Here is a 14,922-nt window from a genome sequence, read left to right as displayed (position 1 = left end):
AAGCGTGGATACTAAAATAACACAGTTGAAAGACATCTTTGATAATTCTAATAAGATTACGTTCTTTACAGGTGCAGGTATTTCTGTCGCAAGTGGTATTCCTGATTTCCGTTCTATCGGCGGTTTAAATGATGAAATCGCAAAGCAAGGTTTATCGCCTGAATATATCTTGAGTCATGATTACTTGCAAAGTAACCCAGACGGCTTCATGGACTTTTGTCATAAGTATTTATTGTTTGCGGATAAAAAACCAAACGTTGTACATGAATGGATCGCAAAACTTGAAGCGGAACATAAATCTTTAGGTGTTGTTACCCAAAATATTGATGGTCTGCATACCGATGCAGGCAGTGAAAATGTAGATGAGCTGCATGGTACATTAAATATTTTCTACAGTATCAATGATGAGAATGATCAATACTCAAAATTCGATATCATCGACCATAACTTGCGTCATAGTAAGAAAGACGGCAGTCCGCTCAGACCGGCCATTGTCTTATACGGTGAAATGTTAAATCAAATGACAATGTTCAGCGCATTAAGCAAAATCAAACAAGCGGATACTTTAGTGGTCTTAGGTTCTTCACTCGTTGTACAGCCTGCGGCTGGATTAATTTCCAACTTTGAAGGTGAAAACTTAGTCATCATCAATAAAGATGCGACATCTTATGATCATGATGCAGATTTAGTCATTCATGATGATATGGTCAACGTCATCAATGCACTTAATAACATTGACTAATCCTATTGAACCAACAGCCTTCCATCTGATTTTTTGATGAAGGCTGTTTTTTTATGCTTTATTTTAAGATAATGTCACTATTTTATTTATTCACGTATGGTTGAACACGACCTAGGGTAATGAGTAAGTAAGAGGTGATTGTACATGTTTAGTTTAAATAATCAAATCGCATTCGTGACAGGTGGCGCAAACGGAATCGGCAAAGGTATTTCTGAAACATTGGCAGAAGCAGGCGCAAAAGTGATTATCGGGGACATTGATGAAACCAACGGCAAACAAACAGCTGAAGCACTCAATGGTGTATTCTTCAAACTCGATGTGACAGACTCAACTCAAGTAAATAAAGTTGTCGGGGATATCGTTCATCAATTTGGAAAGATTGATATTCTAGCTTCAAATACAGGCGTTTATCCTCAAATCAACATCGAAGATTTAACAGAAGAAGATTGGGATTATGTACAAAATATCAACTTAAAAGGCACGTTCTTTGTGACGCAAGCTGTCTTAAAAGTAATGAAAAAACAAAAATACGGACGTGTTATCGTGACTTCTTCAGTTACAGGTCCGAATACCGGCTATCCTGGCTGGGCACATTACGGTGCATCAAAAGCTGGACAACTCGGCTTTGTACGCAGTGCCGCATTAGAATATGCAAAATACGGCATTACTGTAAATGCTGTACAGCCTGGTAACGTATTAACTGAAGGATTAAAAGCTCAAGGCGAGGATTACTTAGAAGGTACACGCCAGATTATACCGACACATGAATTAGGAGAACCTGAAGATATAGGTTATGCAGTAGCTTTCTTCGCTTCTAAAGAAGCTAAGTTCATTACTGGACAAGCATTGATTATCGATGGCGGCCAAGTATTGCCTGAAGAACCTAGCGGTATCCTATAAACAATAAAATCACAGTTTTAGAGCTTATATACGCATAAAAATAAGACTACCCTGCACCGGGGTAGTCTTATTTCACGTACACTGAAATTTATTGACCTAATGCTTTTAACGTATCTAACGCTACTTGTTGTGCAGATTGAGGGTTTTGACCTGTGATCAGTCTGCCGTCTGCGACAACGAATGATGACCAGTCTTCACCTTTTTCATATTCTCCGCCTTTTTCTTTTAAGGCATCTTCTAGCAAGAATGGCATGTTTTCTGTCACACCCATTTGAGATTCCTCACTGTTAGAGAACCCTGCGACTTTTTTGCCTTTGATTAAATTTTGGCCATTGTCTTTAATATTCAATAATCCTGCGGGACCATGACAAACAGCAGTAACGTAACCGTTATTTGAATAGATTTTTTCTGCTAGTTCAATTAAACCTTTATCTTTTTCAAAGTCCCAAACTACACCATGACCGCCAGCATAATAAATCACTTCATAGTCCTCTGGATTAACTTCTTCTGGTTTTAATGATTGATTAAGCTTTGTCATGAATTGATGATCTGTATAATATTTCCAATCCACATCTGTCATGAATTCTTCAGATAAGCTTGCCGGATCAATCGGCACAAATCCGCCTTTTGGACTCACATAATCTACTTCATAACCTGCTTTATAGAACTCATCTGCGAAATGTACAACTTCTCCAAGCCATGCGCCTGTAGGACGTTCTAAATCTTTATATTTCGAAACATTTGTGACTGCGACTAAAATCTTTTTCATTTGAGTCTCACCTCTTGTTTATTAATATGTTTCACTTTAACACCGCCCTCCCCTGCAAAAGGAATGATTTGCTCAAAATGAAGATGAAGTTATTGTAAATCTCATGCATTCATCTTCTCTAAAAAACTCAAAATAACACTTTGTTCATCTTTTAAATTTTAGCCAAAAGTGCATCAAATCAATGTTTTTGACTATTTTTGACTAAATTGATAAACCGCGTGAGCACAAGGTTTGATTAATTTATGTAAACATTATAGAATAATTGTAGACAACTTGATTAGTGCAATCATTATTTGTCAAATTACTCAAGTTAGGAGGGATAGACGTGACAACAATTCAACAACACAACGGCTTTAAACGCACCTTTCAAAAAGGACATCTTACTTTAGGTTTAAGTATTCCTTTTGATGATAATGATTCAGTTGCGTTAGCGTTTGAACAACAAGCCCAGTTGGCACAGCTTGCGGAAAACTTAGGATTTACCAGCCTATTTGTACGAGACAATCCATTATACAGTCCGCATTTAGGCAAAGTAACCACAAACTACGATCCGTTTGTATTCTTAACGTATCTCAGTGCCAAAACCAATAAGATTGCGCTCGGAACAGCGAGTATTGTTGCGACATTGCGTCATCCGATTCATGTAGCCAAAGCTGCAGCAACTCTTGACTTGGTATCTGGCGAGCGCTTATTAATGGGACTTGCGACTGGAGACCGTTCTTTCGAGTTTCCAGCTTTCAAAGTCGAAACGAAAGACTTGCATATCCGCTTCAAAGACGCAGTCGCGTCTTTAAACGCATTATGGCAAGCACATTCTCCAGAGATTTCGAACTCTATCTTTGAGTTATACGAAGACTCAGGTCTGCAAGTATTGCCGAAGCATCATCACATACCGATATTTGCGACAGGCAACGCAAAGCAAGACTTGAACTGGATTAAAGAAAATATGGATGGCTGGATGTTCTACCCTCAAGAATTCCAACTTCAAAAAGCCTTATTAGAGGCATGGCATGACAACGATGAATTCAAACCATTCATGCATCCATTAGTCATAGATTTATCCAAAGATCCAAACGAAAAAATCAAACCCGTTAAAGGCGGCTATAGACTAGGCAGAAACACATTGATTAACGTGTTGAAAGCTTATGAACGAATCGGTACTAATCACATCATGCTGAAACTCGATACACATGAGAGAACGTACCAAGATATTATGAACGAATTGGGCGATTATGTGATTCCGCATTTCCCACCAAATGATTTCAAGGAGGAACAAACAATATGGAACTATTAGATAGAATTAATACACTTGCAAATAAAGAAAAAGAAGTAGCACTAAGTACTGAAGAAAAACAAGAACAACATGAATTGAGACAAGAATACCTTAAAATGATTCGCGGCCAAGTGGTCAGCACATTCTCAACATTAAAAGTTGTAGATCCGCTTGGTGAAGACGTTACACCAGATAAAATCTATAACTTGCGCGAAGAAATGGGTACTTTAGACTTAAAACCTGAATAAGCAACATAAAATAGATGAATAATAAATCTGGATAGTAACGGGTTGGACACTTCTGATAGAGGCATCCAACCCGTTTTCTTTTGCTTAAGCAGGATGAATAGCTTCCACAAACGTAAAAGTTTCATCCTCATATTCAAATTTTAAAATACAGCAATTTGTAATTTTGATTTGTTTGACCGCTTCTACCGGCAAACAATGATGTGCAAATAGGAATAAAATATCTCCATGACTTGCTGCTACGACATTTTGATGCGGTGTCTCTTTTACAACTTGATGCAAAGTCTTTACTGTACGTGTTTGAACCTCTTCCACAGTTTCCCCGCCATAAGTCGCAAAGAAAGCTCCCAAATCTACTACCCCATTTGGATGCGGAGGATTCAACAGCTCCGACTCCCCTTCAAACAAACCATAATTCCATTCTTTAATTCCTTTTAATCTGGTATAAGGTTCATCAGGAAATAAAATTTCTAACGTATCAGATGCGCGTTCTTGTGTAGATGAAAACAATGCATAGTCTGTCAGATTTAATTGATCAAAATACAGCTTAGCCTTTGCGGCTTGCTGTTTTCCTAATTCAGTTAAAGGCGAATCTGATGCACCTTGAATTTGGTGTTTCTTGTTAAACAAAGTTTGTCCGTGTCTGATTAAATATAATGTCTTTTTCATGATTGTCTGCTCCTCATTTTAGTCCTTTCATCATTTGTATCGCTGTATCTGTACTAAAAATGATGGGTGTTCCCTTTCATCATAACGAATCTCTTCTATATACGGCACTGGATTTTATTACGATTTTGATACATCTTTCATCAAGTATGCTCCAACCGTTTATACATTTTGTTCATTTCGTACAAATTAAAGCAATGAATTTATCATTTTATGCACTTCTATTATTTCAATTCCATGATAAGCTAAAGATAAATATTGTGAATATTTTCACAAAGTAAATATAAGGAGCGATTGAGTATGACAAAAGTATTAGTAGCAGGTGCGATTCCAGAGGCGGGATTAAATCAACTGAAAGCACATTTTGAAGTAGATATGTATACTGGAGACAAATTAATTACTGAAGACGAATTAATCGAACGTATTAAAGATGCAGACGGCTTAATCAGTTTATTATCCACAAATGTAAGCGAAAAAGTCATTGAAGCTGCACCGAACTTAAAAATTATCGCAAACTATGGTGCGGGATTCAACAATATTGACATTCAAGCAGCAAGAGCACGCGGCATCGATGTTACTAATACACCGATTGCTTCCACTAATGCCACAGCTGACCTGACAATGGGTATCTTATTAGCTGTAGCACGCCGTATCCCTGAAGGCGATCAATTATGCCGCACAAAAGGTTTCAACGGCTGGTCCCCGCTCTTCTTCCGCGGACGTGAAGTATCAGGCAAAACAATCGGTATCATCGGTCTGGGTGAAATCGGTTCTGCAGTTGCACGACGCGCAAAAGGTTTCGATATGGATATTCTGTACTCTGGTCCATCACGTCATGAAGATAAGGAACAAGAACTCGGTGCACGCTATGTTTCGCAAGATGAACTGTTGAAACAAGCAGACTTTGTCACAATCAACTGTTCTTACAATGAAAGCATGCGCCACATGATTGATTATGACGAAATTAAAAAGATGCAGCCTACTGCGTACTTAATCAACGCATCGAGAGGTCCGATTGTTTATGAAGCTGAATTAGTCAAAGCCTTGCAAGACAGATTAATCGAAGGTGCCGCATTAGACGTCTTCGAATTCGAACCAGAGATTACTGAAGAACTGAAATCTATGGATAACGTTGTGATTACACCGCATATCGGCAATGCGACATTCGAAGCACGTGATATGATGGCTGAAATTGCGGCAGGCAACGTTGTCAAAGCACTCACAGGCGCAACACCGGATTATATTGTAAATAAATAGGAGTGATAACCAATGGTCGACACACAACAACGCTTTTTTAACATGGAAGATTTGCCACGCTTCTCAGAGGAGGAAGCACAAAAAACTGTCTTTTATCAATCTGAACATTCTGCAGGTGCCGTTTGGTGCATGAAACCCGGCCAATACTTGCAATGTCATACCCACCAAAACGCAGATGATGTATGGATCGTGACACAAGGCGAAGGCACATTCTATACAAATGACGGACGAGAAAGAACCATCAAAGCGGGCGACATCATTGTATCATTACCTGGCGAGGCACACGGTATGACTAATACTGGTGATGAAGACTTTATCATGCTTGGTTTCGCTACACCGATGCCTTTAGACTTCATCCCTTATATACACTAAACGAATCTTTATAATTATCATTTATAATCAACCTCCAAAACTTGAGATGAATGATGTTGCTGAAAGGACGTCATTCATCTTTTTTTATGCGCAATTGACACTGACGTCGAATTTCTTATCTCATAGAATGAACAGACATGCTAAGATAGAGGCATTACTATTTTCAAGGGAGTGCTCGATTATGGATCCGCTTATCAGTTTTATACTCATTTCACTACTCATCATTATTATTCCTGGTCCTGACTTCTTCATCGTTGCGACCAATACGATGAAAGGCAGTACTAAAAATGGAATTATGTCAGCCCTTGGCATATCGAGTGCACATGTGGTCTATTCATCCATCGCCGCTCTTGGCTTAATCTTTATACTCACGAGTTCGTATTATGCATTTACAGCTATCAAATTCTTGGGTGCCGTCTATATTGCGTATCTAGGTGTTAAAACTATATTGAATGCACGTAAAACCAGTAAGATTACGACTTCAAGCTATCCTATCAGGCATATCAGTTTGTTTAAATCATTCAGACAAGGCTTCATGAGTACCATACTTAATCCGAAAGCTATCCTCTTCTACATCTCAGTCTTGCCTCAATTTGTGACTAAGGATGAAGGTTCTTTGAAAATCATTTTCTTATCTGCACTCTTTATCGCTATTGTCTTTATTTGGTTCTTTTTATGCAGCTTCTTATTTACACACATTAAGAAATTATTTAATCAACCGCTCTTTAAATCTATCTTTGATTATGTAGTAGGTGTTATTTTAATCGGGCTTGCGGTCAGTATATTAAAGTTCGAGCAGTAACACACGAAGCATAGAAATCTGTTAAACGGCTAATATATAAGCAAGGTATGTTAGAAAGAAGTAAGTCAGATGGATATAACAAGAGGGATTAATCATATTGGATTAACGGTACCAGACATAGAAGCTGCGACACAATTCTTTAAAGCAGGTTTAGACGGTAAGGTGGCTTACGACAGTCAAACAGAAATGGATCCGCTCAGAGGCGGTAAAGCAGTAGAACGCTTTTTAGACCTTGAACAAGGTGCTAAAATCATCAAAAAACGCATGCTGGTCTTCGGGAACGGTCCTAATATAGAAATGTTTGAATTTGTGAATGCTCATCAGCACAAACCAAGTGCCTTGCAAGACATTGGTTTTACCCATATTTCCTTTTATGTAGACGATTTTGATAAAGCACTGCATCAAATCATACAAGCCGGCGGAGAACCTGTCTCAGAACCTCATGAGAACACACGCTATGAAGATACACTAGGTAATCAAACAATCTATATCAAAACACCTTGGGGTAGCTTAATCGAATTACAGACACTGCCTCATGGCTATTATTATCCAAAAGAGAGTGAAGCTGAAGTCTTCATACCGAAAGAATAAACACATTTAAAAATCTTATATATTACCTTTGAAGTACCTATGCTTAAATCAAAGCATAGGTGCTTCTTTGTTTATTCACATGAAATAAAACAAGTCATAAATCTCGGTTTCAGTATACTTTCAAACAGTGTTTAATACTTTAACTCCTAAATTTTACTATTCAATGAATATGCAATTCATTTCTAAGACGGCAAAGCAAAACGAAACCTATATACCCTCTCACTATCTTATTGTCTTAGAAACATCTGTTATTTCAAATAATAGTAGGGTATTTATATATAATGACAATATTATTATTAGGATAATTTTATTATTTTAGGGGTGAAGCGTTATGTATAAAGTAGGAATCGCTGGCGCAGGTGCGATGGGAGGACGCATCGGGGTCTCTATCAAAGAAGCAGGTTATGACGTGACATTGATTGATAACTGGGAAGAACATGTGAATCGTATCAATGCACAAGGCATGGAAGTACAAACTGAAACAGATACGTATACTGTTGAAATTCCAGCAGTGCTTTCTAAAGATGTGAATGAGCAGTTTGATTTAATTGTTATTTTGACGAAATCCATGCAGTCAGAAGCTATGCTTGAACACTTGCAGTCGATCGGCTGTATCCATGATGAAACAGCTATCTTAAGTATGATGAATGGTTTAGGCCATGAAGAGCGTCTATCTAAATTTGTGCCGATGTCTCAAATTTATCTTGCGGTCACAATGTGGACTGCTGGACTGCGCGGTCCTGGACAATTGTTACTAGAAGGAAACGGTACGATTGATTTGCAGCGTGCTGACGGAGAGAAAGATGCACGTACAGATTTCATTTTAAATGTACTCAATGAAGCTGGACTTCATGCTCAAATCAGCGAAGATGTCTTTAAATCCATTTGGTCTAAAGCCACGTTAAATAGTGTATTAAACCCGCTCTGCACGATCTTAGATAAGACCATTTACGAATTCGGCAGTTATCCAGAATCTCGACAAATGATTGTGCCGCTAATTGAAGAAATCGTAACTGTCGCAAAAGCAAAAGGTGTTGAATTAGACAGTGCAGAACTCTTAAATAAAATCGAAGCGGCCTATCCTAAAGAGACACAAGGTCTGCATTATCCATCTATGCATCAAGACTATAACAATGGCCGTCTGACTGAAATCGACTACCTCAACGGACAAGTCGCAGCTTATGGTCAAGCACTCAATGTCCCTACACCATTGAATACGATGATTACACATCTGATACATCAATTAGAAATGAAAATACAATAATAAGCCATAAGAATAGAAGCGTGCCGTGCACTGCTTCTATTTTTATGACTAGTATCACTTATAAAGAAATCCATACATCACGCATGACGTGAATAATGTGATAATAACTCTTCTTCTACCGTTTTCATATCACTTTGGATAAACTTATCAAAAGCCTGAAGCACCTTTTCTAAAATTTCTTCATGACTCATTTCACTTCTATCATTACGTCGATAGAAATTTTTGGAATAAATTCTCGTATATTCTTTGGATAACTTTCTTGTTTTTAGATGTTCGCATCGTTTTGCGGTTTCAAAAACCAATGTTCTTTCTTCTGTTTCTGCAGGCCCTATCAATAAATATATTCCAGTAAACTTTTGAGTGTTTACAATTTCGTATAAAACTACTCTATTACTAGGTGTCCATTTGTTCTCGGTCTTATTAAGCGGCATTACTCTGTCTAGACTTTTAGTCGTAAAGCGAATATATGATTTACTGCATTGATCCAAAACCAACTCATCATTCTGAGCAATATGTTCTTGCAGCATCTTAGAAATGTCATTTAAGATATCTGGTTTATATTCAAAGATTAAATCCAATGCTCTCTTGTGTTTTGCGTAAATCTGACCGCAGAATTTTTCTAATGTTTCATCTCCCACGATGTGCCTCCTCAAAATACCGATGTATTGATTAATAAAATCTACTACTTTAGGGTTGATAATATTAGCTTTGCTTTCTAAGATTGCATGGATACAATCTAAAATCTGACTGTAAGCAATGCTAGACCATGTCGCACTATCGCTAGCATCATCACCTTCTGGTGTTAAAAATAAAAATAATTGCTCATAGCCAGGATATTCTCTATCAACAATGGCTTGATACTTTTTGAGTTGATGTTTGGATTCTTTACTCCAGATCTTATTCTCAATCACAATCACTGTTTGATTTTGTTCTGATACAACAAGTATATCTATATTTCTCCACTCTCTTAAAACAACGGCATCCTCAAAATCATTTAACAATAACTTGAAAAGCGTTTGATTCGAACTGAATCTTTCTGTTCCATCGATATAAAGCTTAATTAATTCTTTTAGGAACGTATCATTTAGCCCATGAATTTCATTCGGATCCAACAACCAAGCGAGCATATTGCTGTGACGTATTTCAGTATCCACAACACCTAGTACTTCAAATAAGTTAAACTGATTAGAATGCTTTTCTACTTCTTTCAAACAATCAATATCTTTTAGAAATGCTAATAATGCTGTCTCATCTCTGTTCATTATCTTTTCTCCTTATTAGTCTCTCTATACTCCCCAAACCATTTTACCATGTTCATTCAAAAATAGGATTAATAGTATTAATGTTAATTTCACGCACAAAACTACTTTTATCAAAATATCAACATTTTTAAAATTTAAAATTACTATTTTCTATCTCTATTATGCCAATCCAAAAAGCACACTATTTATTAAAAACTTCTATCAAATTGTTGGTAAATAGATTATTCTAATACTAATAAGAAAAATAGATGGGAGATAGTATATTGAAAAAGATTTTTGTGAGTTTAGGAATTGTAGCGCTTGTAGCTGCATTAGGAATTGCGATCGTCTTTGCTTATGGCAGTTATAAAGATTTAGAACTGAAAAAAGAAGAAACTAAAATAGCTAAAGAAAAAGAGAAGAAAGCAAAAGAGAAACAAAAGAAAAAAGAACAGGAAGAAAATGAAAATAATACAGAATCAGTTTATAGTGAAGAAAGCAATACACAAGAAGTATATAATCAATCACAAAATGATACTGCATCTTCACAACCACCTGTACAAGAATCACAACCTGCTCCATCTCAAAATAACCAAGCACCTTCTCAAAGTACGTCTAAATCATCAGACAGCGCTTTTGATGCAGATGCTGAATATGCTAAACAAAAAGAAATGTACGAAAAAGCTGCCAGAGGAGAAATACCTGAACCAGGTGCAGATCTTTCTGGTGACAATGCAGAATTGATGGAACGTGATCCAAGTACACTAACTAATGATGAAGCTGAACAAAGAGAGAGAAGAACGAATGCTATGGAAGCGGATAATCAATAATCTAACGATATTACGAACATAACAAGGAGAACTATAATATGAACAAGCTTTTAATAACTGTATCCTTAGTATTAATACTCGGAATCATAGGTGCTACCGGTTTCTTTGGATATAATAAGTATCAAGAAGTTGAACTAGAGAAAAAGAATCTGGAAGCTCAATTAAAAGATGATAAAGAAAATGATGACAACACACATGATGAATCAGAACATGAGTCTGATAATACTGAGAATATAAATCAATCAACTGAAACAACAACTAATAAACAGGATACACAAGCTACTGACGGAAGTGAGATTGTTAAAGTACACGAAGGTTCTTCACAACGAATGACTAATAAAGATGAATTTGCACATTTAAGAGTCAACAGAGATAATGTTTTCGATTATCTAATAGCTGCCATTAATCAAAGTGAAGATGGAGACGCTTCAAAAATTAAATTTCAGCAACCAGAGTTCTCAGCACAAGGAGAAGGTGTATGGAAAATCCCTGCAAACAATAAATCAGGACATGGCTCTTATACTTTCTTAGTTGAACAAGATGGTCGAGTTTCTTTTTGGGATGGAATGATGAATGAAAAATTTCATGAAGAACATGTGACTTTACCTTAAGGAAATAAAAGTAACTAAGAGTTTGTAGCGAACCTAAAACGTTGTACTTTTTGGTTAAGCTAACTTTCCAAAGGCAAGATTTCTGTATTCTACAGGAGTCTTGCCTTTTTAACTCCCAATTCTTCTTTCGTTATCAAAGTAATTGGTAATTGTATGTATAAATAATTCCAACTCCCTATTAAGCCTAATCTCTTCTTCATAAAGCCTCTTCTTGTTTTATTTTACCTATAATATCTTTAAACTTTTTTCCATACTACACGATAATCGTGCAATTCCTGGCCAGAAGTATTATATTAATTTAGATATATTTACATATGAAAACTCCCTATAAAGCTTTCATTTTTTAAATGCCTGCTCTACAGGGAGTTAATCAAAAAGATTACCATCCTTTTTTCTGTAGTTCATGATATTAGTTATTATGTTGTTTAAATGATGCTTTTGTATGGCCGCGATACTTCCAAAGATGCAGATGACTTTTGATTTCAGTTAATAATATGATTAATGCATCTTCGCTGATACCTTCAAAATCCTTCGCTATGATGAGAGACTTCGCAAAGCTTTGAATTCGATCTTGATTCAAATCTGTTCTAAGTGAAAATACCACAGCATCTATTGTATCCACTGCCTTATAATGCGCATCCCTAGTGCAATAACTTTTCAGCTGTTGTAATAACGAGATGAGTTCTGGTGTGTTTTCATATTGATATTTACCAAGATGCACGACTTCTTGTAATGTTTTTGGCAAATAATACTCAATCTGTGCACGTGCTTCTTCTACTTCAAAATAAAAGTTAACATCACCATCTTCATAGACTGAATCATCATCTTCCCAATCATAATCGATATAGTCTTCATCTTGATAATAATCATCTTTTAACATGCTATGCACCAAGTCAGTCACCGTTAAAAAGGCAATATCGCTTTTTTCAATTGCCTCCTCGAAAGCAACCATCCATTCTCTTTCTGTATATGTTGTTTGAAAGAATTGATTGTATAATCTAACTACTATAGATATAGGTACAATGCCATACATTTCTGCTAACCCACCAAAAAAGTACATTTTCTTCACCATTGTATCCATTGCTTCCTCTTCATTCAGAGGAAAGTCAGGAACCTTCACAAATCGCAGATAGTCTTCAAAATTTTGATACTCACCTATTAAACCTTTTAATAAAAACATACCTTCTGGAGACAAGTTTTTTTGTTGCTCCAACCATTGAATATACTCTTTTTTCGCGACTTCATCGATTTTTAAAGTTTCTGCAATACCATTAATATGTCTGCTTGTTTTCGGGAGTTGATAATGAAGATTTTCATTAATGACACCATTTTCAAATTGATAGCCTCGCTTAACCAAGAATTTAATAACACTGATACCATGCTTTTCAAAATAACTTTTAAATGCCTCTATTACTTCTTTTGGCACCATTAATCCATAGTTATTTTCATACACAAAATAACTTTTTAGCTGATCTTTTAAGAAGCCACTCGAATTATGTCCTGAAACAATCATTGTACACACCATTTCAATCAAATCTTCATCTAAATTAGATTCGATCATTTCATCTGGATGATTATGAAATCGTTGTACAATTTTATCTATGATTTCTTGTTTTTTGAGCTTAGAACTCACAGGTATGTTGAAATTCTCACAAATCGTTAGAAGTTCTGAAACTTTATATTTCTTACTTAGAAGCTTTGAGAAAGTTAAATCTCTAGGATTTTTCATAGATGCACCTCACTAATATAGAGATTGAGTCTATTGATAGTTTCTTTAATGTCATCTTCTGTTGTTAATGGGTTTGTTGTACATAATCGAATCACACGTTGATTGTTTAGTACTGTTGTATATGCTACCGCATAGCCGGAATCTGCTATCTTTTGTGCAGCCATACTATTGAGCTGGTTGTTTTGTGCTTCAGTTAAATCTTCATTTTCATATCTGAAGTTAACAATAGAGAGATTGGCATGAGAAACGATACGCCAATGATCAAGTTGTGATACATAGCTTTCAGCGTACTCAGCTAAATCTTCACCGTATTTAATGCGTTTAATAATTTCATCTTCACCAATAACTTGCAGTGTGATCCATAATTTCAATGCCCTAGCAGGTCGTGTAAGTTCTATACCTAACATTTCAGGATCAATCACATCATCGTCAGATGCAATGTCATCTAAGTATTCCGCATCTTCACCAAAGCTTTGAAGCAGATGTTGTTTTTCTTTCACAACAACCATTGCACAACTGTAAGTTTGGAATAATAGTTTATGTGCATCCCAGCTTACACTGTCGGAACGTTCTACACCTTTAAATAGATGTTCTGCTTTATCTGAGAGGATGTGAGATAAACCATAAGCACCATCCACATGAAGCCATAGGTTGTATGCATCACAGATATCTCCAAGTGTTGTAAAGTCATCAACTGACCCTGTATTGGTTGTACCTGCAGTTGAAATCACAATCGCAGGCTTATAACCTGCTTCTATATCCTTTTCTATTTCAGCTTTTAGACTATCCGTATTCATTGTGAAGTCTTCGTTATAATCAATTCTTCGGATATTTTTCTTTAAGAATCCTGCGACATGTAATGCTTTACCGACAGAATGATGTGTTTGAGAGGTTAAGTAGACAGTCGCTTTCTTAATGTCCTCCATATTGATTTGTGCATCTCTAGCCGCAACTAATGCGGTTAAATTAGCCATTGAGCCGCCAGACACAAACACACCGCCTGCCGGCTTGATTTCATATCCGATTTTACCTGCCAGATAATTGATTAAATTACGTTCAATATTAATCGGCAATGTCGCATTTTTAAAGTTCGAGGCATGTATATTGTTAGCTGTACTCAAAATATCCCCAAGCCATGATAAACGTGATGCAGGACCTGGTATAAATGAGAAAGAACGAGGATGATTCGGACGATATAAGTAATTCAATACTTCGTTATTCAGATCTTTCAGCACATCGTAGATATTACGTCCTTCACTTGGCACTTCCATATACTCATATTTCTTTCTAAGTTCAAGCGGCGCTTGCTGCGTTGCTGGAAGCTCTCCAATATCTCTAGATAAATACTTGTTGACTTCGTCTCTGATAATGGTTTCTAAATCTATATTGTTCTCATTAAAATCCATATCTCTTCTATGCTCCTCTATTTAGATATTTATTCAATACAATTATCACACAAGGGGCTTTTGTCATACAATCATTCACTATGTTTTATAGAAGGTTGCTTTAAGATTTTGCGATTAGTTTTCATTATCTGCCACTACTTGTATAGTATATTGATTTTCGTTAAAATCAATATGAATATAAATTTTTATTATTTTTAAATCATTCATATCTATCATGGAAAGGA

At 36.3% G+C, this 14,922-nt stretch carries 16 protein-coding genes; 11 read left to right on the top strand and 5 right to left on the bottom strand.

The annotated features are described in order from the left end of the window. Positions 1-4 precede the first annotated feature (4 nt). Positions 5-742 carry an NAD-dependent protein deacylase gene (locus MUA90_RS00270; protein ID WP_262587565.1) on the top strand — a complete coding sequence of 246 codons (738 nt, stop codon included), beginning with the start codon at positions 5-7 and terminating at the stop codon, positions 740-742. Positions 743-886: 144 nt separating this feature from the next. Beyond that, positions 887-1,642 (top strand): SDR family oxidoreductase, encoded by a 756-nt coding sequence (locus MUA90_RS00265; protein ID WP_114604162.1) that lies wholly within the window; start codon positions 887-889, stop codon positions 1,640-1,642. A gap of 88 nt (positions 1,643-1,730) precedes the next feature. Here MUA90_RS00265 and MUA90_RS00260 read toward each other — a convergent pair whose 3' ends face one another. Further along, positions 1,731-2,411, bottom strand: coding sequence for a type 1 glutamine amidotransferase domain-containing protein (locus MUA90_RS00260; protein WP_262587562.1), 681 nt, complete (start codon positions 2,409-2,411; stop codon positions 1,731-1,733). Positions 2,412-2,736: 325 nt separating this feature from the next. Between MUA90_RS00260 and MUA90_RS00255 the strand changes: the two genes are divergently transcribed. Together MUA90_RS00255 and MUA90_RS00250 are read left to right on the top strand one after the other, a co-directional pair. Further along, positions 2,737-3,705 (top strand): LLM class oxidoreductase, encoded by a 969-nt coding sequence (locus MUA90_RS00255; protein WP_262587561.1) that lies wholly within the window; start codon positions 2,737-2,739, stop codon positions 3,703-3,705. After that, positions 3,693-3,932 (top strand): DUF896 domain-containing protein, encoded by a 240-nt coding sequence (locus MUA90_RS00250; RefSeq protein ID WP_262587559.1) that lies wholly within the window; start codon positions 3,693-3,695, stop codon positions 3,930-3,932. The genes MUA90_RS00255 and MUA90_RS00250 overlap by 13 nt, the downstream gene beginning before the upstream one ends. Positions 3,933-4,016: 84 nt before the next feature. Here MUA90_RS00250 and MUA90_RS00245 read toward each other — a convergent pair whose 3' ends face one another. Next, positions 4,017-4,598: a histidine phosphatase family protein gene (locus MUA90_RS00245; RefSeq protein WP_262587557.1), complete on the bottom strand. Its 582-nt coding sequence runs from the start codon at positions 4,596-4,598 to the stop codon at positions 4,017-4,019. Between the two features lie 297 nt (positions 4,599-4,895). Here MUA90_RS00245 and MUA90_RS00240 point away from each other — a divergent pair, with 297 nt between their 5' ends. The 5 genes from MUA90_RS00240 to MUA90_RS00220 all read left to right on the top strand — a co-directional run bounded on the left by MUA90_RS00240 (position 4,896) and on the right by MUA90_RS00220 (position 8,881). Beyond that, complete coding sequence (locus MUA90_RS00240; protein WP_262587555.1) at positions 4,896-5,852, top strand: NAD(P)-dependent oxidoreductase; 957 nt, start codon at positions 4,896-4,898, stop codon at positions 5,850-5,852. A 12-nt stretch (positions 5,853-5,864) separates the two neighbouring features. Next, positions 5,865-6,224, top strand: coding sequence for a cupin domain-containing protein (locus tag MUA90_RS00235; protein WP_262587553.1), 360 nt, complete (start codon positions 5,865-5,867; stop codon positions 6,222-6,224). A 181-nt stretch (positions 6,225-6,405) separates the two neighbouring features. Continuing rightward, positions 6,406-7,026 carry a LysE family translocator gene (locus MUA90_RS00230; RefSeq protein ID WP_105994040.1) on the top strand — a complete coding sequence of 207 codons (621 nt, stop codon included), beginning with the start codon at positions 6,406-6,408 and terminating at the stop codon, positions 7,024-7,026. A gap of 69 nt (positions 7,027-7,095) precedes the next feature. Beyond that, positions 7,096-7,617 carry a VOC family protein gene (locus tag MUA90_RS00225; RefSeq protein ID WP_262587550.1) on the top strand — a complete coding sequence of 174 codons (522 nt, stop codon included), beginning with the start codon at positions 7,096-7,098 and terminating at the stop codon, positions 7,615-7,617. Positions 7,618-7,948: 331 nt separating this feature from the next. Beyond that, complete coding sequence (locus MUA90_RS00220; protein WP_262587548.1) at positions 7,949-8,881, top strand: ketopantoate reductase family protein; 933 nt, start codon at positions 7,949-7,951, stop codon at positions 8,879-8,881. Between the two features lie 77 nt (positions 8,882-8,958). Here the strand turns inward: MUA90_RS00220 and MUA90_RS00215 are convergent, their stop codons facing one another. Next, positions 8,959-10,143 carry a PDDEXK-like family protein gene (locus MUA90_RS00215; RefSeq protein WP_262587546.1) on the bottom strand — a complete coding sequence of 395 codons (1,185 nt, stop codon included), beginning with the start codon at positions 10,141-10,143 and terminating at the stop codon, positions 8,959-8,961. A 263-nt stretch (positions 10,144-10,406) separates the two neighbouring features. Between MUA90_RS00215 and MUA90_RS00210 the strand changes: the two genes are divergently transcribed. Both MUA90_RS00210 and MUA90_RS00205 read left to right on the top strand, forming a co-directional pair. Further along, positions 10,407-10,952, top strand: coding sequence for a hypothetical protein (locus tag MUA90_RS00210; protein WP_262587544.1), 546 nt, complete (start codon positions 10,407-10,409; stop codon positions 10,950-10,952). A 38-nt stretch (positions 10,953-10,990) separates the two neighbouring features. Then, positions 10,991-11,563 carry a hypothetical protein gene (locus tag MUA90_RS00205; protein ID WP_262587542.1) on the top strand — a complete coding sequence of 191 codons (573 nt, stop codon included), beginning with the start codon at positions 10,991-10,993 and terminating at the stop codon, positions 11,561-11,563. 409 nt (positions 11,564-11,972) lie between these two features. On the opposite strand, the gene MUA90_RS00200 is transcribed toward MUA90_RS00205, so the two are convergent. Together MUA90_RS00200 and MUA90_RS00195 are read right to left on the bottom strand one after the other, a co-directional pair. Then, on the bottom strand, positions 11,973-13,292 hold the full coding sequence (locus MUA90_RS00200) for a Rho termination factor N-terminal domain-containing protein (RefSeq protein ID WP_262587540.1): 1,320 nt from the start codon (positions 13,290-13,292) through the stop codon (positions 11,973-11,975). Then, the gene (locus tag MUA90_RS00195; RefSeq protein ID WP_262587538.1) at positions 13,289-14,698 is read right to left on the bottom strand and encodes a pyridoxal phosphate-dependent decarboxylase family protein; all 1,410 of its coding nucleotides are present in this window, start codon (positions 14,696-14,698) and stop codon (positions 13,289-13,291) included. The genes MUA90_RS00200 and MUA90_RS00195 overlap by 4 nt, the downstream gene beginning before the upstream one ends. Positions 14,699-14,922: the final 224 nt, after the last annotated feature.

This window comes from Staphylococcus sp. IVB6181 (assembly GCF_025561445.1).
Classification (GTDB): domain Bacteria; phylum Bacillota; class Bacilli; order Staphylococcales; family Staphylococcaceae; genus Staphylococcus; species Staphylococcus simulans_B.
This window is presented reverse-complemented; position numbering and strand designations above follow the sequence as displayed.